This is a genomic window from Trichococcus paludicola, assembly GCF_003052295.1.
GTDB classification, from domain to species: domain Bacteria; phylum Bacillota; class Bacilli; order Lactobacillales; family Aerococcaceae; genus Trichococcus; species Trichococcus paludicola.
In genome coordinates this window covers 163260-184577 of the sequence record NZ_QBLC01000003.1, presented here as the reverse complement: position 1 = coordinate 184577, position 21318 = coordinate 163260, and the positions used below count along the sequence as shown (strand labels likewise).

At 51.6% G+C, this 21318-nt stretch carries 24 protein-coding genes; 2 read left to right on the top strand and 22 right to left on the bottom strand.

Annotation, left to right across the window (positions count from 1 at the left end; all coding sequences use genetic code 11):
- Positions 1-17: 17 nt before the first annotated feature.
- A complete protein-coding gene (locus C7R56_RS05725; RefSeq protein ID WP_107995613.1) occupies positions 18-2468 on the bottom strand; it encodes a cation-translocating P-type ATPase in 2451 nt (816 codons plus the stop codon).
- Positions 2452-3324, bottom strand: a complete 873-nt coding sequence (locus tag C7R56_RS05720) for a DUF6544 family protein (protein WP_199902991.1) — start codon at positions 3322-3324, stop codon at positions 2452-2454. The genes C7R56_RS05725 and C7R56_RS05720 overlap by 17 nt, the downstream gene beginning before the upstream one ends.
- A 219-nt stretch (positions 3325-3543) precedes the next feature.
- Here C7R56_RS05720 and C7R56_RS05715 point away from each other — a divergent pair, with 219 nt between their 5' ends.
- A complete protein-coding gene (locus C7R56_RS05715; protein ID WP_107995612.1) occupies positions 3544-4191 on the top strand; it encodes an acetate uptake transporter in 648 nt (215 codons plus the stop codon).
- Positions 4192-4418: 227 nt separating this feature from the next.
- Here C7R56_RS05715 and C7R56_RS05710 read toward each other — a convergent pair whose 3' ends face one another.
- The 6 genes from C7R56_RS05710 to C7R56_RS05685 are packed head-to-tail and all read right to left on the bottom strand — an operon-like array spanning position 4419 to position 8555.
- Positions 4419-4859 carry a hypothetical protein gene (locus C7R56_RS05710; protein WP_107995611.1) on the bottom strand — a complete coding sequence of 147 codons (441 nt, stop codon included), beginning with the start codon at positions 4857-4859 and terminating at the stop codon, positions 4419-4421.
- Between the two features lie 52 nt (positions 4860-4911).
- Positions 4912-5889 (bottom strand): hypothetical protein, encoded by a 978-nt coding sequence (locus C7R56_RS05705; RefSeq protein ID WP_107995610.1) that lies wholly within the window; start codon positions 5887-5889, stop codon positions 4912-4914.
- Between the two features lie 20 nt (positions 5890-5909).
- Positions 5910-7157 carry an RtcB family protein gene (locus C7R56_RS05700; RefSeq protein WP_107995609.1) on the bottom strand — a complete coding sequence of 416 codons (1248 nt, stop codon included), beginning with the start codon at positions 7155-7157 and terminating at the stop codon, positions 5910-5912.
- Positions 7158-7194: 37 nt separating this feature from the next.
- Positions 7195-7695, bottom strand: coding sequence for a flavodoxin family protein (locus tag C7R56_RS05695; protein WP_107995608.1), 501 nt, complete (start codon positions 7693-7695; stop codon positions 7195-7197).
- Positions 7696-7730: 35 nt separating this feature from the next.
- A complete protein-coding gene (locus tag C7R56_RS05690) occupies positions 7731-8144 on the bottom strand; it encodes a VOC family protein (RefSeq protein ID WP_107995780.1) in 414 nt (137 codons plus the stop codon).
- Between the two features lie 24 nt (positions 8145-8168).
- On the bottom strand, positions 8169-8555 hold the full coding sequence (locus C7R56_RS05685; RefSeq protein WP_107995607.1) for a hypothetical protein: 387 nt from the start codon (positions 8553-8555) through the stop codon (positions 8169-8171).
- A 143-nt stretch (positions 8556-8698) separates the two neighbouring features.
- On the opposite strand from C7R56_RS05685, the gene C7R56_RS05680 reads away from it, so the two are divergent.
- Positions 8699-9694, top strand: a complete 996-nt coding sequence (locus tag C7R56_RS05680) for an MsnO8 family LLM class oxidoreductase (protein ID WP_107995606.1) — start codon at positions 8699-8701, stop codon at positions 9692-9694.
- Between the two features lie 12 nt (positions 9695-9706).
- On the opposite strand, the gene C7R56_RS05675 is transcribed toward C7R56_RS05680, so the two are convergent.
- From C7R56_RS05675 to phnM, 14 genes are all read right to left on the bottom strand, one after another.
- Entirely contained in the window at positions 9707-10309 is a 603-nt protein-coding gene (locus tag C7R56_RS05675) for a YdeI/OmpD-associated family protein (RefSeq protein WP_159072170.1), read from the bottom strand.
- A 47-nt stretch (positions 10310-10356) separates the two neighbouring features.
- On the bottom strand, positions 10357-11298 hold the full coding sequence (locus C7R56_RS05670) for a hypothetical protein (RefSeq protein ID WP_199902990.1): 942 nt from the start codon (positions 11296-11298) through the stop codon (positions 10357-10359).
- 19 nt (positions 11299-11317) lie between these two features.
- Positions 11318-12703, bottom strand: coding sequence for a uridine kinase family protein (locus tag C7R56_RS05665; protein ID WP_107995604.1), 1386 nt, complete (start codon positions 12701-12703; stop codon positions 11318-11320).
- Positions 12704-12726: 23 nt separating this feature from the next.
- Positions 12727-13137, bottom strand: coding sequence for a DUF5655 domain-containing protein (locus tag C7R56_RS05660; protein ID WP_107995603.1), 411 nt, complete (start codon positions 13135-13137; stop codon positions 12727-12729).
- A gap of 38 nt (positions 13138-13175) precedes the next feature.
- Entirely contained in the window at positions 13176-13634 is a 459-nt protein-coding gene (locus C7R56_RS05655; protein WP_107995602.1) for a GyrI-like domain-containing protein, read from the bottom strand.
- Positions 13635-13866: 232 nt separating this feature from the next.
- Positions 13867-14271, bottom strand: coding sequence for a thioredoxin family protein (locus C7R56_RS05650; RefSeq protein WP_107995601.1), 405 nt, complete (start codon positions 14269-14271; stop codon positions 13867-13869).
- A gap of 23 nt (positions 14272-14294) precedes the next feature.
- A complete protein-coding gene (locus tag C7R56_RS05645; RefSeq protein ID WP_107995600.1) occupies positions 14295-15167 on the bottom strand; it encodes a PhnE/PtxC family ABC transporter permease in 873 nt (290 codons plus the stop codon).
- Positions 15164-15955, bottom strand: a complete 792-nt coding sequence (locus tag C7R56_RS05640; RefSeq protein WP_107995599.1) for a PhnE/PtxC family ABC transporter permease — start codon at positions 15953-15955, stop codon at positions 15164-15166. Before C7R56_RS05640 ends, C7R56_RS05645 begins: the two co-directional genes overlap by 4 nt.
- A gap of 12 nt (positions 15956-15967) precedes the next feature.
- Complete coding sequence (phnC, locus tag C7R56_RS05635) at positions 15968-16741, bottom strand: phosphonate ABC transporter ATP-binding protein (RefSeq protein ID WP_107995598.1); 774 nt, start codon at positions 16739-16741, stop codon at positions 15968-15970.
- 36 nt (positions 16742-16777) lie between these two features.
- Complete coding sequence (locus tag C7R56_RS05630) at positions 16778-17857, bottom strand: PhnD/SsuA/transferrin family substrate-binding protein (RefSeq protein ID WP_234402589.1); 1080 nt, start codon at positions 17855-17857, stop codon at positions 16778-16780.
- A 101-nt stretch (positions 17858-17958) separates the two neighbouring features.
- Positions 17959-18780, bottom strand: coding sequence for a PHP domain-containing protein (locus C7R56_RS05625; protein ID WP_107995597.1), 822 nt, complete (start codon positions 18778-18780; stop codon positions 17959-17961).
- Positions 18781-19482 (bottom strand): phosphonate C-P lyase system protein PhnL, encoded by a 702-nt coding sequence (gene phnL / locus C7R56_RS05620; protein WP_107995596.1) that lies wholly within the window; start codon positions 19480-19482, stop codon positions 18781-18783.
- Positions 19475-20134, bottom strand: a complete 660-nt coding sequence (locus C7R56_RS05615; protein WP_107995595.1) for an LbetaH domain-containing protein — start codon at positions 20132-20134, stop codon at positions 19475-19477. Before C7R56_RS05615 ends, phnL begins: the two co-directional genes overlap by 8 nt.
- Complete coding sequence (gene phnM / locus C7R56_RS05610; protein ID WP_107995594.1) at positions 20131-21309, bottom strand: phosphonate metabolism protein PhnM; 1179 nt, start codon at positions 21307-21309, stop codon at positions 20131-20133. The genes C7R56_RS05615 and phnM overlap by 4 nt, the downstream gene beginning before the upstream one ends.
- Positions 21310-21318 lie beyond the last annotated feature (9 nt).

Sequence of the window (21318 nt, the reverse complement as noted above, 5' to 3'; positions counted from 1 at the left end):
ATGCGACGTCCGGCAGTCTATCTCTTCCTGACGAATCCGGAAAGCGGACGTTTGACGAGCTCCGTAACGACAAGATAAGCGGAGGCGATCCCAAAAATGATCCCCAAATGCGCCAGTGTCGGCGTTTGGAATTCAAAGAAGGCGGCAGTAGCGGGAATCATCGGCAAGCTGACGGCAAGTACCATGGCAATCACCGATAGGACCACAATCGACGGCGCCGGCCAGCCTGCTTTGGTGATTGGCAACAAGGAACGTATCGAGAACATCAACAATATCTCCGTCAATACGCTGGCAATGAACCAATTGGTCTGCAGCACTGCAGGGGAAATCCGATAGAACAGCCCGAAACAGATGAAATCGAAGACCGTGCTCACGAGTCCCATCGTGACAAAAATGATGTAGAGGGAATGCAGATCATATCGCTGTGGCCGTTCCACTTCCTGGGCCGATACCCGGTCAAACGCGATGGCCATCATCGGAAAATCGGAAAGCAGATTCAGGAGCAACAGCTGTTTCGGCAGCATCGGCAAAAAGCTGATGAAGAGCGAGCCGATGGCGACTGCATAAAAATTACCGAAGTTCGAGATCAAAGTGGCGCGGATGTATTTCATTGTATTGGCGTGCGTTTCTCGCCCGAAGCGGATGCCTTCAATGATCACCCGCAGATCGTTCTGGAGCAATACGATATCAGCGGTCTCGCGGGCGACATCGGCCGCGGATTGCACGACCATCGAGACATGCGCAGCCTTCAATGCCGGCGCGTCATTGATCCCTTCACCCAAGTAACCGACCGTGAACTGTTCCTTCAGAAGTTGGATCACTTCCAACTTCTGCTCGGGCGTCGTCCGGGCAAAGACGCGGATTGAGGATAGGCGTTTCTTCCTTTCGGCCAGAGATAATGCCAAAAACGCAGCCGCCTCCGTAACTTCAGCGCTCTCCGTCACCAGACCGGCTTCCCTTCCGATGGCCTCGGCAACCTTCAAAGCATCTCCTGTGATTACCGTGATAGCGACATTCATTTGTTTTGCGGCCGCTACGGTCGCAATAGTGGAATCCTTGATGCGGTCCACGAAAGAGACAAATCCGCCGAAATGTGCACCACTGCCGTCATCGTAGCTCACGCCCAGTACCCGGTGCCCTTTTTCTTCTTCCGCCTCTAGCCAATCCGCGACTGCATCCCGGGAAATCTGCCCTTCGCCAAAGAAATATTCAGGGCTTCCGCGGCGGATATGCAGTGTTTTGCCGTCCGCCTGTTTCACGAACGCACCGTTGCTGCGCAGCGCCGGATCGAAAGCCTCCTCCTGCACGAGACTGTAGCGGTCCACAATTTGCCGTTGCTCGGGTGTGAGGGCCTCATCGCTTGCATGGTCGAAAGGTTCCGGTATCCGATCATGCAGGTTGATGGCGCTCAAGCGTGCCAAGACCAACGGATCGTAAGGTGAGCCCGCCATTAGGTAGACATTGCTGAAAACAAGATGGTTTTCCGTGATTGTGCCGGTCTTATCGGTGCACAACAGATTGACTGATCCCAAGTCCTGGACTGCGGAAAGCCGCTTGACGATAACGTCGTGCTTGGCGAATTCCAAAGCTCCACGTGAAAGTGAAAAAGTCAGCACCAATGGCAAAGCTTCAGGTATGGCCGATACGGCCAGGGCAATCGCGAAAATCAGCAGGTCTGTGACATCCGCTTGACTGCCTTCGATCAAGATGTTCGCCACCACAACGAATGCGAGCGTCAATAGTGTCACTTTCATGATGAAGTTGCTGATTTTGTCCACGCTCTTGACCAGTTCGCTCTCAGCCTGGACGGTTGATGCCGTCGAAGCGATATGGGCCAACTTCGTCTCCTGTCCGATAGCCGTGACCTCCGCTAAGACATTTCCACGCACGATTACAACCCCTTGCAGCAGGAGTTCTTCATCGGTGGCGACCGTATCCGTATCCTTGTCGGCGGCTGTTGCGCTTGATGAGGACGCCCGTTTCGTAACCGGAATGGACTCTCCCGTAAAGGTCGTTTCATCGACCAACAGATCGCGGTCTTGGCGGACGATGGCATCGGCAGGGACGATATCGCCCGACTCGAGCTTCAGGATGTCCCCGGGCACCAACGAATCGGTGGGAACTTCCTTTTCTTGTCCATCCCTCACCACCGTAATCGTGCTCAACAGGTAAGCTTTCAATTTATCGGCCGCCTGATTCGATTTGTGTTCCTGATAGACGTTGAGGGCTGTCCCAAGGAACACAAACAACAGGATAAAAGCGCCGTCGATTGGCTCTCCTAGCGAAAAGGTCACTCCCGCTGCAATCAGCAGCATCAGATTGAAGATACCCCGGAATTGCCTCAGAATCAGGCCAAGGAGCCTATGTTTTGGTACCGGCAAGGCGTTCGCTCCGTATCGGACTCTCCGTTCAGCAACTTCGGCCTCAGACAATCCTTTCCATTCATTCCAATCATTCTTGTTTGCCATAGCTAATCACCGCAGCTTTCGCATCAAAGTAAGTGAAATCCCCTTCGTCATAGTGCCAGACCGCCTTCAGTTCTGTCGGCTGACGGATTCCGTTGATTTCCTTGTACCCGCCGCAGATGGCCGACCATCTGACTTTTTCGCTTTTCCCATCCATTGTTGTGGCTTCCCGGTCGTTGGTCGAAAAGGCAATCATCTCATCATCTTCATTGAATGTGAAAATCCCTTCAGCAGTGGTACCATGCGCCGTGATCACCGCCTTGGCATGGTGCGCGTCGATCGCTTCCCAGTGGATGTAGTCCTGAAGAGCCGCATTCGGAACGAAGAGGCATTCGGAGAGAAACGTCACCAAGCTGGCCTTGTCCATCGCTTTTCCGTCAATATCGAACAGGGTGATATTTTTAGCCACAATCCCTTTCATCGATCCTTTGCCGTTGACATAGGCATCCACCCCTTCGAAAGGTATGCCATAGAGTGAACTGTCGATGTAGGCGATCCGGTCAGGTCCGTCCACAAAATTATATTGTGTGTAGGCAATCTTGATGGTCTTTTTTCCTTTTCCGAGCGAAAAAACGACATCCGGAAAAACTACCTTCATGTAGGCCATTTTCGGTTTCCCGAGATGTCCGCAACGGCGCAGATGACGTCGGACTGGTCCAGGCAGCGTCGCAATATCAGCTTCCGTGAAGCGGCCTTTGACCGGCTTCATTTCCTTCAATAAATCCTCCGCTAAATCGGTAAATTCTCTAGCAGCCTTCGAAGGGGCCGTGCGCAGATAGGCATGCACAACGCCGGCAGTCCCGAGCAAAACCCCACCGACCGCAATGATTTTCTTTATCGCTATCATTTTCTCTTCCATCCTTTCGAATCCTCAAAATCGTTCTATTATTTTCTATGCAGAATCACTTCACAACAACACTCACACGTAAATAATGCTTACACGAAAGAAAATTTCCGTAGCATCAAAAGTGAACTTTAAGTGTACTTTTTCCGAAACAGATTGACGACAGCAATCAATATGGATATAATCACCCTGACATTATTTTCAGATTTGAAATCAAAGGAGAACAGACTACTAATGAAAAACGCATCAAATACACAGAACAACACGATCGTGAGCTTGAAAGAATTCACTGCTAATCCAGCGCCGCTTGGCTTATTGGGCTTCGGAATGACAACAGTCTTGTTGAATATCCACAATGCGGGTTACTTCCCGATGAACACGATGATTTTGGCTATGGGCATTTTCTTCGGCGGTATGGCGCAAGTTATTGCCGGTATTATGGAATTCAAGAAAAATAACACTTTCGGTGCAACTGCCTTCACTTCTTACGGCTTCTTCTGGCTTTCACTTGTGGGAACGATCGTTATGCCAGGCCTTGGCATGGGCGAAGCAGCATCAGCTCAAGCGATGGCCGCTTACCTGTTCATGTGGGGACTGTTCACATTGGGCATGTTCGTCGGAACGTTGCGCATCAGCAAAAACCTGCAGATCGTCTTCGGTTCTTTGACATTGCTTTTCTTCCTGCTTGCTTTAGGAGACTTTTCGGGCAATGAAATGATTTCAAGAATCGCTGGTTACGAAGGCATATTCTGCGGACTCTCAGCAATCTACGGCGCTTTGGCACAAGTTTTGAATGAAGTCTACGGCGAAGAAGTCCTGCCGTTGGGCAATGTGACGACTGTCAAGAAAACAGCAAACGTTGAAGTAGCTACAAGCAAATAAACAACTGAATCCAATAAAAAAACGGGCGCTATGCAACATGATTGCATAGCGCCCGTTTTTTGCCTTTTCGGTGGCGTTCCTCGACTATCTGTCTAGGAGTGTCATTCGAAGTCAGCAGCAATTTTTTTACGGGGCTGGCTTGTGCAACCTGACCTGAAAATTTGCCTACTGCTCTGTCCTGAATAATGACTGGTTTAATTGATTACTGCTGGTTGCCTCTTGGTAGTCTATCTGCTGACTATCCGGCAGCAATGGATTCTGGCGGCTTTCTTTTTGCCCTCTTCGATTTCCTGATCGAATGCTGCCCGTTCTTCCGGCGTCAAGTCATTGATCGACAACAAGCTCAGATTGGACAGTCTGTATGTTTCCTTCACATCACTGTCGTTTCCGAAGGCTGTCGCTTCGATGTTGTTCAGCACCTTTTCCGGATTGCCGGCTCCCATCGCATCAAGGTTTTCTTTATCCTGTTCGGAGAAACGCATTGCCAGATCAAGTGTCGTCGTCTTGTAGACGGTGCTGCCCATAAAGGTGACCCTCGTCAGATATTCATTCGTGATTTCATTGAAAAGGATGTATTCTTTCGCTTTTGACTGTTCCATGATTAAGTTGTTCCCTCCAAAAATACCGGTCCGCCGCTCAGCGGGAACCCGTTCTGTTTGCAATTCCATTATAGACCATCCGTTCCGCTTTTCACATACCCGTTGCCAATTGTTTGCCGGTTCAGGCCGGCTTTTTGCTATTTTTGTAGGCATCATGGAACCCCTCAAAGGAGTCCAGCAGGAAGATGAAAAGGAAGACAGCTTTGATTGAGTTGAATGCAGTATTAAGTACCCTTTGCCCATCCGTGGCTTCCGCGATTTTCGCGACGAGCTCGGGATTCAGAATGGCTGTATCTCGAAGGATGAACCACAACAACAGAAAGGACAGGATATTCAGGATCAGATTTGCGGTCGCGACCGGATAAGTCCACTTCCTGAAAACGAGCTTGCTAGCGGAGAAAAGCAATTGCATCACCAACATGCCGTCGATGTAAGGAAGATAACTGCGGAACACTTCCTGATTCAACATCGGAATCATTTCCTGGATATTGCCATCTAGCGTATAGTAGAATCCCAGCAGATGACTGTATTGGTTGACGAGGACGATGAAAAGCACCGTGAAGATGATGCCGACGATGACCCCGACCCTACTGAATGGTTTCTGAGGGACTTCCTTTTCGGGCAGATCAGCCAGGCTCCAGTCCTCTTGGATTTCCGTCAGAATCTTCTCTTTTGCCGTCCTTTCCATGATGGCGAACACGAGCGTCACCCATCCGAAAGCCCCGATTGCCACACCGATTGCTGCCGCAAAACTTTGGGCGAGATAACGCAAAAGGGTTTCGCCGTTGACGATGAAATCGACGGTATTCCCAATCAGCGTGCCGATGACCGCCACCGTCATGACTATTTTAACAATCAACATATAGGTGCCGTACAATTCAGGTCCGATCAGATGGGGCGGTTCCTTCAGTTGCTTTTCAGCCAGAATCCTTGGACTCCCCAATCCTCTCAACACTTCGCGTTCCGTCTCTTCGGAAGGATCGCCGCGTCCTTCAAGCCGCTCCGCGATGATGCGGCGCATCCCCTTTTCAACTTCATCCTTTTCGGTCGGCGGAATATGTTTCAGGCCCGCCGCGATGTACCTTTCCTGCAATTCCATTTTTTGTACCTCTTTTCTTTTCAACCCTTGATTACAGCGACGGTCTTGAGGCGGCGAACCGGTTCGACGAGATCCATTTCCTGTGAGAGCACAAAATCGATGGCCTTATAGGCAAAACGTGATTCTGTGCCGACGTCGGTCCGTTTGGCTTTCGCCAGAAAAACGCCTAAAGCCCTCAAATCCAGAATGGTGTCCTGGACACTGAACTGTTCCCTGGCATCCAAACGGCTCATGCGCCTGCCCGCCCCATGCGAACAGGAAAGGAAGCTTTCCGGATTGCCCTTGCCTTTCACCAGATAGGAATACGTTCCCATCGCTCCCGGGATGATGCCCATTTCGCCCGCACCGGCGCGGATGGCTCCTTTGCGGTGGACCCAGACTTCTTTGCCGTAGTGTTCTTCCAGTGCGGCATAATTGTGGTGGCAGTGGACGGCATCCGACAAATTGACGTGGTTGATGCCGGCGTACTTTTTCACCCAGAGTCGGACGATATCGAGCACCTTCTCCATCATCTGGTTGCGGTTTTCTTCGGCGAAATCCATCGCCAATTTCATCCAACGCAGATACAGTTTCCCGAGATCACTTTCGGTGGAAAAATAAGCCAGATCCCACTCGTGAGGGACCGGAGACTGGTCCTGTCTGTTCACTTCCTTGGCCAGATCGTTGAAATAATGGCAGATTTTGAAGCCCAGATTGCGTGATCCGGAATGCAACATGATGCCCAGCTTTCCTTGGTCGTCCGTCTGCAGTTCAATGAAATGGTTGCCGCCTCCGAGTGTGCCTACCTGATAAGCTGCGTCATCCAGTTCCTTCATCAATTCCTGCGGCATCGTTTCTTTTTCCTCGGGCGTCAGTCCTTCCAGGAAGCGGGTAACCGATTCACATTGCTGTTTTTTCTTGTGGTGTTCGAAACCAGTCGGAATGTTCCGCAAAATGTCGCCCGCAATCGCCTGGGCCAGTTTCCCGTTCGGTGTCTCGATTTCAATCAGTCGTTCGACCGGGATGTTCGTCTGGACAAAGCTCATCCCGCAGCCGATATCCACCCCGACCGCATTCGGAATGATGACCTTTTCGGCAGCGATGACACCCCCTATCGGCATCCCATAGCCGGAATGCGTATCCGGCATCAGCACAACCCATTGATGCAGAAACGGTAGATTCGACAAATTTTTCGCCTGTTGCAGGCATTCCTCACCCATTTGTTCCTCATTCTCCAGCCACACCTTAATCGGCCACTTTTGTTCCTCGGGATTGAAGATGGTAATCATCTCTTGATGCCCCTTTCCGGATAACTTGCGCGGCTTCCTATTTTATTTTTTTGTCCATCCGCGTTGCCAACTCGCTGAACTGTTGCAGCAAATCTATGATTTGCCTTTCGCGGTGCGGATTCTTCCAGTTGATAACGCCGCTGCCGATGACGTCGACGCCGTGTTCTGCGCAAAGTACCGTCATCTGCTTCAAGGCATTCTTGCCGCCCATCCAAGGGAATGGGAAAAACTCAGTCACAAACAGGAGCGTCGGCTTATTCTCAAATTGGCCGATCCGCGAAAAATAATGCTTCAGGATAGGGGAAGCCGAAGCTCCTCTAACCGGTCCGGCAATGATCAGGAGATCATGCGCTTGCGGATCCGGATAGGACTTCAGTGTGATGTTCCCGCTGTTGGTTTCGTTCGTGTTTTCCTCCCCAATAGTCTTGAGCTGTTCGATTTCTACGTCATGCCCGTCAGCTATCAGTCTTTCCTGCAGCCGCTCCGCTACCGACAATGTATTTCCTGTCAACGAGTGGATGATGATGCCGATTTCCATATTCTTTCCCACTTTCTGTTTTTTAATCTTAACTATTAATGGATGTGTTTCGTCTGTCCGAATGGAGACCTTACCGCAACCTCGACTTTGATCCGATCGGGGTCTTCGAAAAACACAGCGTAGTGTTCCTTTCCGCCTGCGAAAGGATGCCTTTCGGGATACAGCAACGGGATGCCGAGACTTTGCAGTTCCCTGTACAGTTCGTCCACCTCATGATTTGTATCGGCCGCGAAAGCGATATGGTTCAATCCGGTCTGGCCGCGGTGATAGGATTCGGCCAGGAAGCGGTCGGCTGTCTGGACGAAGACGATGTAGGTATCGTTTTCCCTGTAGCTGAACCCTTGATCCCATTCCTGGTATTTGCGGAATCCCAGCTTTTCCAGCAGCCAAGACCAAAATACCTTACTTGCAGCCAAGTCGCTGACATTGATTTCGATATGATGGATGATGCTCACATTCCCACTCCTTTTCTGTTAAGTCAGTTTCTTGAACTTGGCGTACAGGATCGGCCCAAGGAAGACCCCCAGCAACAAGATGTAGAAGCCGTACGAGCCGAAAACAGGCCCGACATTATCGTTCCCTACTGCGATGATCGTGTACAACCCCAACACCACAGCCGTCCAAATGATGCTCTTACGGTAGGCGCTGACGATGGTCGGCACCTTTGTGACCATCGCCGCCGTATAAGTGAGGATTGCGGCCGGAATTGCGGTCAACAGGAATTCCCGATTCAGATAGACGGCAAGATCTCCACTCTCATTGCCAGGCTCCCCGAACGGCAACGTCACCGCAAATTCCAACACCATAATCAGTACAAAAATAAGTAAGCCCGACAGTACATCTTTTATGATTGCTTTCATTTTCGACCCTTCTTTCGCTATTTTCGCTTACATTTTAAAAGCTGATTCTTTGTCCCAACCGACTGGGTTTGTTATAGTCATCTTATCAGCATTTCGTACAAAGCCTGCACAAATTTATTCAGAATAAACAATCGGAGGAAAATATGAAACTCAGTATCTTGGACCAAGTCCACATCACCGCAGGAGGCACTGCCGAGCAGTCCCTGCAGAACGCCAAAGAACTCGCCCGTTTGGGGGACAACCTCGGGTACGAACGCATCTGGTTCGCCGAGCATCACGGCAGCCAACTGATGGCGAGCGCAGCACCTGAAATCATCGCCGCCTTCATCGCGGCCGCGACGGATCGGATCCGTGTCGGGACCGGCGGCGTCATGATGATGCACTACTCCCCTTTGAAAATAGCGGAAGTCTTCAAAACATTGTCCGGCTTTGCGCCCGGCCGGATCGATCTGGGTGTGGGCCGTGCCCCCGGAGGCGATCGCCAATCCATGCACGCATTGGCGCAAGGCAACACGCCCCAGTTGGATAATCACTACGAAAAACTGCAGACGATTTTGGATCTGTTGGAAGACCGGAAACCCCAGGATCCGCTTTACCGGGACACTCCCGCAGCTCCAGTCGCTGTGACGATACCTCAGACTTGGTTGTTGGGGTCAAGCGGCAATAGTGCCGTACAAGCCGGTAGAATGGGCGTCGGCTATTCCTTCGCGCAGTTTTTCACCGGGACGCTCGACAAGAGCATTTTCGATCTCTATAAGCAGCATTTTGTTCCGTCCGCAGCCATGCCCGAAAAACAGATCAGCGTCGCTTTCCATGCCATCGTCGCGGATACGCGCGAAGAAGCGCTCTACGAAGAGTTGCCGTATGCAATCTTCAAAATGCAGCTCTTCCGCGGCATGATGCGCAACCATCTGATGACCCCGGAACAAGCCGCCGCTTACCCGTTGACGGAAATCGAGAAGCAACTCATCAACGACATCCGCAAAACGCATATTCTTGGGACCGCAAAAGAGGCCGGTGAAACATTGCTGAATCTGCAGGACCAGTACGGATTCGACGAAGCGATGATCATCAGCATGCCGCATTCCCAACAGGCGCGGCTCAAAACCTATTCCCTATTGGCGCAGAAGTTGCTGTAGACTGTCTGCCCATCAAGCTCGGCTATCCTCTTCACCGGGATGGTCTCTTTTTGCTTTTGCCCTTTCCAATGTTTCGGTAATCCTGTTTTGGCGGGTATCCGCACGTTTGGCTTGGGCGATCCAGAAAAGATAGTGGGCCTTTTCGCCGGTCGGCCAGTCTTCGAAATGTTTGCAGGCAGCCGGGTCAGCCCTGAATGCCTGCTCCAATTCCTCGGGCAGCTCCGGGACTTCCTTCGAAGAATAGGCCGCTTGCCATTTCCCGTTGGCCTTCGCCGCCTGGATCGCCGCCAAACCGGCTTCAGTCATCCTTCCTGCCTCAACCAAGGCTTCGGCACGCCGCCGATTGACCAGTGACCACACACTTCCGGGCCTACGGGGAGTCATGCGGATGATGAAGCTGTATTCATCCAGACTGTACATCTTTCCGTCGATCCAGCCGAAACAGAGCGCCTCTTCGACCGCTTCCGCGAGCCGAATACCAGTCCCTTCAGCACGAGCTTTCTTGATCTTCAGCCAAACCTGGTCCTTTTGATCATGGTTTTGCGCCAGCCAGTCATGCCATTCCTGAGGGTTGCGCAAAATGAGCCACTTATCGGGAAACCCGGATACTGTCATAACCTGCTCTCCTTCCATTTCGGAAATGCTTCCGCTTTTTAAAAGCGTCATGCATCTCTGTCATAATATGCCAACACCCGCAGGCATCTGAGCGTATTCCAGCGGCTAGGCTTTCCGGCCTGTTCCATCAAGAAATGCACCTCGCCGGGATGATGGGCCTGTGTTTTCCAGCGTCCATCAGGCAAGCGTTTCTGCTTCAGAACGTCCAAAGCATCCTGTAGCCTTTCATCGTATGGGAAAAGAGCATTTTGGAAATAATCGAGTGCGCGCAAAATATCGTAGCGCCAACGCGGCGGATAGACCAGTTTCAAAAAGCTTGGGTGGATGATTGCGCCGGTATGGTCGGATTTGTACAGCCTATGCCGCAGTAGGAATTCCTGGCCTTCGCTTTCCATCTTCTTCAACTCATCCAACCGATAGGCATAACCGGCAGCGATGTATTCCCGGATGCCCTCAAGGACGCTCAGCGTGGAATGCACCGAACTGTGGCGGGCACCGGAACGGTTCAGGCGGCAATTGGAGCCACCGTCCGGCAACTGCTGGCTCAGGATGAAATCGACAACTGACTTGAGTTTTTCCTCTTCCGTACCGAAATAGCAGGCGTAGTTCAGGAACATGCCATTTAGGCAGACGTCGCTCTGCTTGATGTCTTTCGACGGATTGACGCCACCGTCCGGTCCGATTGCAGTAGCAAGGATGAGTTCCAACGCCTTCTCGATTTCCGGTGTCGCCGGTGCGCACAGATTCCGCAAATCCAGTAAGGTGTAATGACTGCTCGTCCATTTCGGTTGATAGAACGCACGGCCCCAATGTCCGTCAGGCTGTTGCCGTTCCAAAAAAGCGCGGCCCCAACCTTCCTCCGCAATTTTGTCCCTTAAACCGGACAAAGCGACCGGGTCTTCGTGCAACAGATTGCGCCTTGTCTGATATTGAATCGCTGCATCGCCTTCCAGAAGCCACGCGATGATTTCTTCCCTATTCATTTCCATCGGCCTTTCCTCTTTCGGTTCAATCATAATAAATGCTGCCGCCGATGAATTCCCTCAGAATGGAATTGAACGGCACTTTTGATACGTCCAGCGGCTCGAAGAAACTCAGCAGATTCAACAACCGTTCGCGCGTGTCGTAATAGGGGCTGTCGGCAGGAATCTTCTGCAGAGCCGTTTCCGCAAAGGGGCGCAAGGCGTTCATTTCGTAAATCATGCTGGAATTGAACATGACGTCGGCCTCTTCCTGGAACTTGAAGATATTCTGGTACTCGCCGCGGCGCACGCTGTCCCATTGGTGGATCGTATTTTCCGGGGTGACGCCCCTGTATTTGTCGTCCCTGACCAAACGGCGGAGCAGACGGATTTCCGAAGTCGGAACCCGGCTCATTAGATCTATATTGAGGCCGCCGAGTGCACTGATGTAGATTTTATAGATGAGGTTGCGGTTGATGCTCGTGACCAATTCCGGATTCAGCGCATGGATGCCTTCAATGATAAGGATCTCCGATGGACCGACCTGCATCGGTTTATATTCAATCAGACGCTTGCCGGTGACAAAGTCGAATTGAGGAACAGCTACTCGCTCACCCGCGATAAGCTGCGCGATTTGTTGCTTCAGCAAGGGGAGATCCAACGCCTCCATACTGTCGAAATCGTATTTTCCGTCTGCATCCCGAGGCGTATGCTCCCTGTCCACGAAATAATGGTCCAACGACAGTGCGATCGGCTTCAGCCCGTTCACTTCCAGCTGCGTCGACAATCTTTGGGTGAAGGAGGTTTTCCCTGAAGAGGAAGGCCCCGAAACCAAAAGTAGGCGCAAAGCGCGCCGATGCTGCAGGATGGCGTCCGCAATGATGGAAATTTCTTTTTCATGCAAAGCTTCGGCGATGCTGACCAACTTCATCGTGCGGCCGGATCGGATATAGTCATTCACGTCTTGAACCTGTTCAATGTTGATATTATCCATCCAGCGTTGATTCTTTTCGAACGCAGCAGATAGCTGCACCGGCGGAATCAGTGGTCTGTCGCTGCCTTTGTCGATGTCCCCGAAATCCACGATGAACCCATAGGAAAACGGCAGAATGGTAAATGGTTCCACGAGGAAGGTATCCGTAAAAGCCGGATAGACGGCCTTCACGATGATATCACCCACCTGATAATGGTAATAGCCGCCTTCTTTCCGGAGCAACACGATGCTGCTGTCTTTTTTGACCCACTCCCGCAATTTCCATTCGATCTGCTTCACTTCCCTTGTCGACAGAATCGATCCGTAAAGGTTGCAGAAGACCCCTTCCAAGATGGAATAGGATGTCTTCAGTGTCTCCTCCGGAAAGAGTTCATGCACAACCTTGATCAAACCCAATTTGACTGTCTGGCGTCCTTTGTGCAGATGCGTCTCACTCATGATGTTTTCCCCCTTGCGGTTGCTTATATCTTTGAACCAGGCTGCCGGCCCCGCGTTTCCGAGAACCGGTACGCTTCCCGCAGCCAAGCATCGACAACCGCCGTCAGATCCGCTTCCTCCGCGATGATGACGTGGTGCGTCCATCTGCCGGGGTTCGGTTCGATGGCTTCGACAATCTGATCATGCACAATCTGGCGCCCGCAGCCGAAGCTCAGCACCAGGCTGTGCAACGGCCGCTTTCTGTCCGTCGGCTGGGGCATCCAGACCCAAGCGAATTGTGTCCGCGTGGCAAAAGAAATCTGGGTCTTTGTCACCGTGATGATGGCTGGTCCGATCGCCCGGATTTTCCTTTCTACAGCCATGAACAATGCTCTCACTTCAGGTTTCCCGGCAAAAAATGCTTCCACTTCTTTGTTGATTATTACGTCCGTCATGTTATCGCCTCATTTTTTAAATAGGGATTGGCGGATTCTCACTCCACCAGGAATACGATTTTCGTCAGTAGTTCGCTTTCGGGAACCTCTTCTGGAGAATTGTAATAGTGTTCATAGACCGGACGAAGCGGCTTGTAGCCTTTATCCTTGATCCATTTCTGGATTTCCTCATAAGCGGGCGGCATCTCCCTATACGGACCTTTGTACATGCACGTGACCTGTTTTCCGGCCGGGATGTTTCCGGCTAGGATATCGCCTTTGCCGGGCAGCGCTTTGGATACCGGAAAACCGATTTCCAATTCGAGCCTTTCCATATCCATGTTGAAATAGCCGACGAAAGCCGGACCAACCGGCTGTTCACCCAATTCCATGATGTACGTGACGATGTCCATGAAGGACTTCCCCAATATTTTCGGAAGCTCACTTACCGGAGTAACCGTTTTCAAAATTAAAGTCGGTTGTTCCTGCGTTTCCACCATTTCGATCACAAAGCTCATTTTCTCCACGTCTCCTTTTCTGAAGCCCATTGTCTCATGCTTATTTTATCACTTCCGCATCCGCACGACCATCAATACGATGGCAGCCGAAAGGAGCTGAAACGGCGCAAATACAGGGCTGTTCCCGATGTTCCCGAGATAGCCGTATTCCTTTTTCACTGCAAACAAAAAGACGCCCTATAAGAGCGTCTTCCTTACTGCACAAGTGACTGATCCGAACAGAATACGGACCCTATTCGCCTTCAGCCAAAAGTGCCGTAATCGCGGCCTGCGAATCCGCGTGGTCAACATAGTCTACTATTTCGCCCTTCTCGAGCTTCACCAATTTCGGCAATGTCACGACCTCATGAGCATCCAGAATGTCCTGAATATCTTCATCGGCTTTATGCTCGTCCGTGTCGTAGTGGTAAACGATGGCATCCGTTTCGGCGATGGCTTTCTCCAAAAGTGGCTCGAAGGTGCGGCAGTCGATGCTCGTGTCCCGGCCAAAGTAAATATAGGCGATATCCTGACCCATCACTTCGGCATATTCTCCCGGTCCATAGATATATTGGTAACTTTTCCCCGATGCAGTCGTCAGACCGAACAACACCCACAAAAACGCCAGCGGGAATAACCATTTCAAATATTTTTTCATCACTGCTTTCCTCATTCCGAAGCTTATTTCGTCGCCAGGCTTCTCTTGATCCTTACGGAAACAGCCTCAAGCAAGAAGCATGTCAAAAGGATCAGGAAAGTGACAGCCCCGACTTCCCGCATATTGTAGTAGAAATTTCCGGCCATAAACAGGTTGAAGCCGATCCCGCCAGCGCCTGCGGCCGCCCCCATGCCCAAAGCCACGATGTAGTTGATTTCGAAGCGCATGAAGGTCCAAGCCACCAGCGAACGGATCGTGGTCGGCAATACGCCTTGGAAGACAATCTCCCACCAGCTGGCTCCGGTAGCTTTCAATGCCTCAATGACGCCGCCATCCATTTCCTCAAAACTTTCCGAAAACATCTTCGTCAAGTAGCCCAACGAGTGGAAGGAGATGCCGATGACTGCTGCAACGCTGCCCAAACCGGATACGATGGCAAAGATCAGCACCCACATTACGGTAGGGATTGCGCGGATCAGTGCGACAAACCCTTTGATCAACGCAGAGGACCGCTTGCCGCCCAAATTCCGTGCAGCCAACAATCCCAAAACGACCGACAGAACGGCGGAGAACACGGTCGTCAAAAAGGCGATTGCAAAGGTGATGAGCACCTGCAGCAGGGCATCTGTCAGGCTGATGCTGCTCAATTCCGCTTCCAGAAAGATCGTCTTCAGGTTGGCAAAGGTTCCACTTATCGCAAGTCCCCAATCGATGTTCCCGTAGTCGAAACTGACGAAGGCGTACAGACTGACGAGCGCCAAACCTGTCAGGACGAACCAGACATTGCGCAGGCTGCTTTTTGGGCCGATTCCATTCGACAGCTGAGGCTCTTTGGATTCGCTTCTGCGTTTTTTCTCGTTCAGGAGCGCCTCCAATGGCAAACCGTTATCGCTCATAAGATGGACCTCCTTACTTGGTTCGAAATGGCTTCCAGCCCGAGCACAACGATCATGATGCAGAGCACAATCAGGCTGCAGGAATGGTAATCCAGGTTTTTGTAATAAAGATTGAAGATATGGCCGATCCCCGATCCGGTCAGCATGCCGATCAAAGTGGCGCTGCGGACGTTGTTTTCGATGCTGTACAGGATCCAGGAAATGACACCCGAGATGCTGTTCGGGAAAATCGCCTGGCCGATGATCTGCCAGCGGGTAGCACCGGTGGCGGTCAAAGCTTCGACAGAATCCTTAGAAGTTTCATCGATGGTTTCGATGAACGCGCGGTTCAAAGTCCCGAATGTCACGAAAAACAATGCCAAGAAACCGGTCATGATGTTCATCCCGAAGGAGAACAGGAAAATCATCGACCAGACGATATCCGGCACGTTCCGGAAAAAGGAAGCGAACAGCTTGGACGCCCAAGCCAGTCCGTTGTTCATTTTGGTGGCCTCCGCTCCGAACAAAGCGAAGACGTAGGCGAAAAGGCTCGCGGCAGTGGCCGACGCTACCGACATCAGCACCGTTTCCGTCAGCTTCTCCAGGATATCCGGGAGCTTGATCCAAGCGGCTTGATTTGGGTAAAAGTTTTGGATGAGCCAAACAGTCGCAGCCGGGAAGGCACCGAGCGCTTCCCCATATTCAAACTCCAACAGTACGGAGGCTGCCACCACCAACAGCAGCAGCACCAGGAAGGCGAGTGTTCTTCTGATTCCGCGCGTGTGCAGCGGGTTCGTTGTAACTTGCATCTTGTCCTCCTTCTAGGCCGAAATATCGGTGATGAGTTCCCCGGCTTCGGAACCATAGATTTCATGGATCTTTTCCTGCGTCAATTCTTCAGGCGTGCCGTCGAAGACGATCTGGCCGCCGTTCACGCCGATGATGCGTTTCGAATAGGCTATGGCGACATCGACTTGGTGCAGGTTGCAGATGACGGTGATGCCCATCTTTTTGTTGATGTCCTTCAAATATTCCATGATGATGCGCGAAGAGCTCGGGTCCAAGGAAGCGATAGGTTCGTCGCAAAGGATCAGTTTCGGATTCTGCACCAACGCCCGGGCGATGCCAACACGCTGTTTCTGCCCTCCTGACAATTGGTCGCAGCGCTGGTGGATCTGCTCTTTCAAGCCGAGTTGTTCAAGGATCGTGACCGCATGCGTTTTGTCCTCGTTCGTGAAAGCTCCGAACACCCCTCTGAGTGTGCTCGTGTAGCCGAGGCGGCCGTGGCAAGTGTTGTCCAGCACGCTCAAGCGGTTGACCAAATTGTAGTGTTGAAAGATCATGCCGATCTGCCTTCTCAGTCCGCGCAACTCTTTCGTGTTCAGTTTTTCGGTATCCACACCATCGAACATTACCACTCCTTCGGACGGATCAATCATGCGATTGATACAGCGAAGGAGAGTCGATTTCCCTGCACCGGACTTTCCGATGATTGAAATGAACTCCCCTTCTTCGACCGAAAAATGAATGTCCGACAATGCTTTTGTGCCCTTTGTGTATTCTTTCGATACATGGGTCATTTCCAGCAATGGCATTCTATTTCTCTCCTTTATGTTTCCTTAGTCAGTGACTCAGTTTTCGGACAATGCGCGGATCGGGTCAAACCAAGCGTCTACCGCCGTCACGAATTGGGATTCGCCATCTTTTTCGAACAGAGCAGATTCTTCCGATTCCGGATCTTTCCAAATCGATGGGTCGTTGTTCATTTCTTCGCTCGTGAAGATTGCTTCCAAAGCTGCTTGGTCTTCAGGAGAAGTAACGTCGTTGTTGATGACCATCGGCGCGTTCAATACTGGTGTCACCGCGATTGAAACGAATTCTTGTCCAGCCAGGCCGGTGAACGGATCAGCTGCGTCTTCCTTGACCGCGTATGTCGTTCCGACTGCGTTCTTTTCGCCTTCGACCGGTTCCACATAGTTGATCAAAGCAGTGTCACAGAAAGCCGCCAGGTCCGCACGGTCAGTCAACAAGTTGACTGCAGATCCTTGGTGCGATCCGCCGAACAGGACTTCGCTGAAGAATTTATCTTCTCCGCCCTCCATCAAGGCTTCTTGCGACAGTTCTTCATCAGGGAAAGCCGCGATTATGCCGGAAGTCGGCACTACGAAACCGGAAGTGGATGAGTTGGAAACGAATGAGAAGCGTTTGCCTTGGATGTTATCCAATGAGTATCCGCCGTTGCCGTCGCTGTAGGCTTCTTCATTGCCTTTTTTGACGTTGATCCAGCTGTAGTAGATGGCATCTTCCAACGTGCCGGATTCTCCTGATGGCACCACCAATGGGATAACGTTTTCGTTCTTGTCGTGGGCTTCGACATATCCTTGCGCACCCATGAAGGCCAGATTGGCTTGTCCATTTGCGATTGCTTCGATGGCGATGGCATAGTCAGTCGTCAGTTGATGCTCGACTTTTTTACCTGTCGCTTCTTCGATGTAGCTGCCGATTGCTTCACGCGAGGCTTCCATATCATTGCCTGATTCATTCGGGTACCATACGATCGTGATCGTGTCCGTGTATTCGCCTGTCGTTTCGGGTGCAGTGGATTCGGTTCCTGTTGAAGAGTCTTCTGTTGCTGACCCGCTGGTTCCGCATGCAGCAAGTGCCAAAGCGCTCATTGAGAGCAGTGCGATCTTCGATAATACGTTTTTCATGATAGCCTCCAGAACGATTTTTTATTTTTCCTACAAGATTAAAATTAACATATGGATATAAATTATCGGTTAAACAAATGTAAATCTGTGTTAATAAACTGTTAATGTTTCCAAACAAGGGGATGCAGTGCATCATCGGGCGCCAACGTGTGCCCCACTTCCAATGGGATCCAATAGTTGCCGTGGTAGTCAGAGCCCCCGGTCAGGAACAGGCCGTATTGTTCGGCCAGTGCTTTGATCCGCAATTGGTCCTCTTCCGAATGATCCGGGTGGTTGATTTCAAGTCCGGCCAACCCATTTTTGATCAGTTCAGGGATGATGTCAAAGGAGTCCAATTGGCCGGGATGCGCCAGCACAGGCAGGCCGCCATCCGCTTTGATCGCTTTCACGGCCAGGTTCGCGTCGATGTATTCGATGTCGTTTGCGCAGATGCCGTCCCCTTTGAAGAGCGCGCGGTAAAGCGTCTTGTATTCGGCCGAACTGTAAGGTGCATCGGTCATGGATTCCATGATGTGCTGTTTGTAGAGGGTCGGCTGCTCCCCTTTTGATTTTTTCAACTTGCTGGTCCGGATTGTGTATCCTTGGTCGATCAGGGTTTCCACTTGGATCCAGGAATGGTCATCGCGCCGCTTCAGCAATTCCCCGCAAAGATCGATAATGTGGATTGCTGGAGAGTTGTAGCCGTAGCCGAGGATATGCACTTTGCGGTTTCTTTTGAAATCATAGGCGGAGATTTCGATACCGGGAATGACAATAATGCCGAGTGCTTCGGCGACTTTTTTCGCCTTTGGGTATGTGTCAGTCGTATCGTGATCGACGAAGCTGATCATCTCGATGCCGTTCTTTTTTGCCTGAGCGAGAATCGTCTCGATGCTGTCATAGCCATCCGAATAATCGCTGTGTACATGCAGATCTGCTCTCATCTAGTTCGCCTCCATTCGTCTTTCCTGCATCTGGTAGGTATAATCGCAAAGGCCTTCCATGAATTCAAGATCATGGAAAATGCCCAACAGCGTCGTGCCGCCTGCCTTCAGCTTTTGGATGACTTCGCGGACTTTCTGCTTGGATTCGTTGTCCAGGCTTGCTGTTGGTTCATCCAACAACAGCAAGCGCGGATTTTTGACAGTCGCACGGGCGATGTTCAAGCGCAGCTTTTCGCCTCCGGAGAAGGTATTCGGATAGCTGTCCCACAAGGCTTCCGCGATGTCGAAATGGCGCAACGCCTCTTTTGCGCGCAGTGTGGCGGTTTTTTCGTCCACACCGGTCTCCAGCAGGCTCTGTTCAACCAGTTCCAATGTTGTCGTGCGCGGCATCACGCTCAGAAATTGCGATACATAACCGATTTCATTTTTGCGCAGATGGATGATTTGCCTTTCCGAGGCGGTCACGAGGTCGATTTTCCCGAATGCTTCCGAATCGTAGTAGATCTGTCCATCCTGGGGCAAGTACGTCCGATAAATGCACTTGATGATAGTGGACTTGCCGCTGCCGCTTTTGCCGACGATGCCGAGGAACTTGCCTTTCTCCAGGCCGAAGGAAATATCTGCGACTGCCGTCATCGTCTGGTTCAGGTGATGGGTCGTGAAAGCTTTCTGCAGTCCCTGCAGTTCAATCAATTTATCCATGGGTACCTCCTTCTTCCGCACAAGCCGGCTTTTTTTGGTATTTCTCGATAAAGTTTTCAATCGGTCCGCGGAAATCCTCCAACCGTTCCTTGAGCAACTCCGGTTCCCAATCCCACCACTGCATTTCCTCCAAAGCGGCGATGGTGTCCGGCTCGAAACGGTACTTCACGATCCGGGCCGGCACTCCGACTGCGATCGCATAAGGCGGGATATCCTTCGTCACGACAGCACCGGAGCCTATGATGGCGCCGTTTCCGACAGTCACTTCCGGCATGATGATGGCACCATGGCCGATCCACGTGTCGTGCCCGATCGTTGTGATGCGGCTGAGGCGGTGGTCGAAGAAGGCCGTATCCTCCTCTTCGGCGAAACCGTACATCTGCGGACGGTAAGTGAAATGGTGCAACGAAGCGCGTTCGTAGGGATGATCGGTCGGACCGATCCTAACGGCTGCCGCGATGTTGGCGAACTTCCCAATTTGGGTATTCTGCACGAAACAGAACTGACCGGTATAGGAATAATCCCCGAAATGACTGTTTTCGATGAAATTATGCGGGCCGATTTCGCAATATCTTTCGAAATTGACATTCGTCAAGCTGGCTGTGGGAGCGATCGTCGGATCTTCCGTCAGCCTTTTCTCATTGATGATCATCGGCGATACTCCGTTCTGTAGACGATTTTCCCGTCGATCATGACGGAGGTGATGGCCGGATAGTTGTCCTTCGTTTTGATCAGCAGCAGATCGGCTTTCTTGCCTTCCTCGATCGAGCCGATTTCGTGGTCCATCTTCACGGCTCTGGCGGGATTGATCGTCAGCATGCGGAACATCCGCGCCAAGCTGATGCCATGCTCACGATGCATGATATAGATGGCATGGATCAAGGCTGCCGGATAATAGTCGCTGCAGAGGATCGAGATGTTGCCTTCCTGGATCCCTTGGGCAGCGCTCAGATTGCCGGTATGCGAACCTCCCAAGAGGATGTTCGGCGCGCCGGCGATCGTCCACAGGCCGGCATCGTGGGCGGCATCCGCCACTTCCGATGTGATCGGAAATTCGCTGATGGTCGTGCCGAGCCGTTTGACCAACTCCAGCTTTTCGATGGAATCATCATCATGTGAAGCGACAGCCAAACCGTATTCCAGAGCTACTTCGGCCATTTCCGCAATCTGTTCGAAAGTGATTTTCTCCTTGCTTTGGCGTTTGACGATCACAGCTGCCGCCTCCGCATCTGTCAATTCCGAATAGCCGGCTATCGTCTTTTTGTAGATTTCCAGGTTGCGGTACTGCCCTTGCCCGGGCGTGTGGTCCATGAAGGAAATCAGATGGATTTTGCCGTTGCGGATATGCTCCTTGACCTGTTCCACCATCTCGACATTGTCGATTTCGAAACGGGCATGGACGCGGTGGCGGATCATGTGGTCGCTGGTATGGGTGGCATTGATGGCTTCAATCAGCCGGTTCGCGTGCTGGGGTTGGCGGATCGCCTTCACCCCGAAGTCCTGTTCCTTGTAGAGGGAAAGCGAGTGGAACATCGTCGTGATGCCGTGCGTAATCAGGATGCGCTCGCTTTCGCGCAGACCGATGTTGAAATCCATCATCGCGGTCGGCCGCGGCGATACGACAGTCTCGATGTAATCGGAATGGATATCCACGAAGCCCGGCGCAATCAGCCCGCCATCCGCATCCAGCACGTTGTATTCCGATCCGTACTGCTCCACTTCATGCTTAGACATGATTTTTTTAATGGTGTCGCCTTCGATCAGAAGCGCTGCATTCTCCAATAACGAATCTTCCAGCACTATGGTCCCGTTTGTGATAATGTACATGTCGTTCCT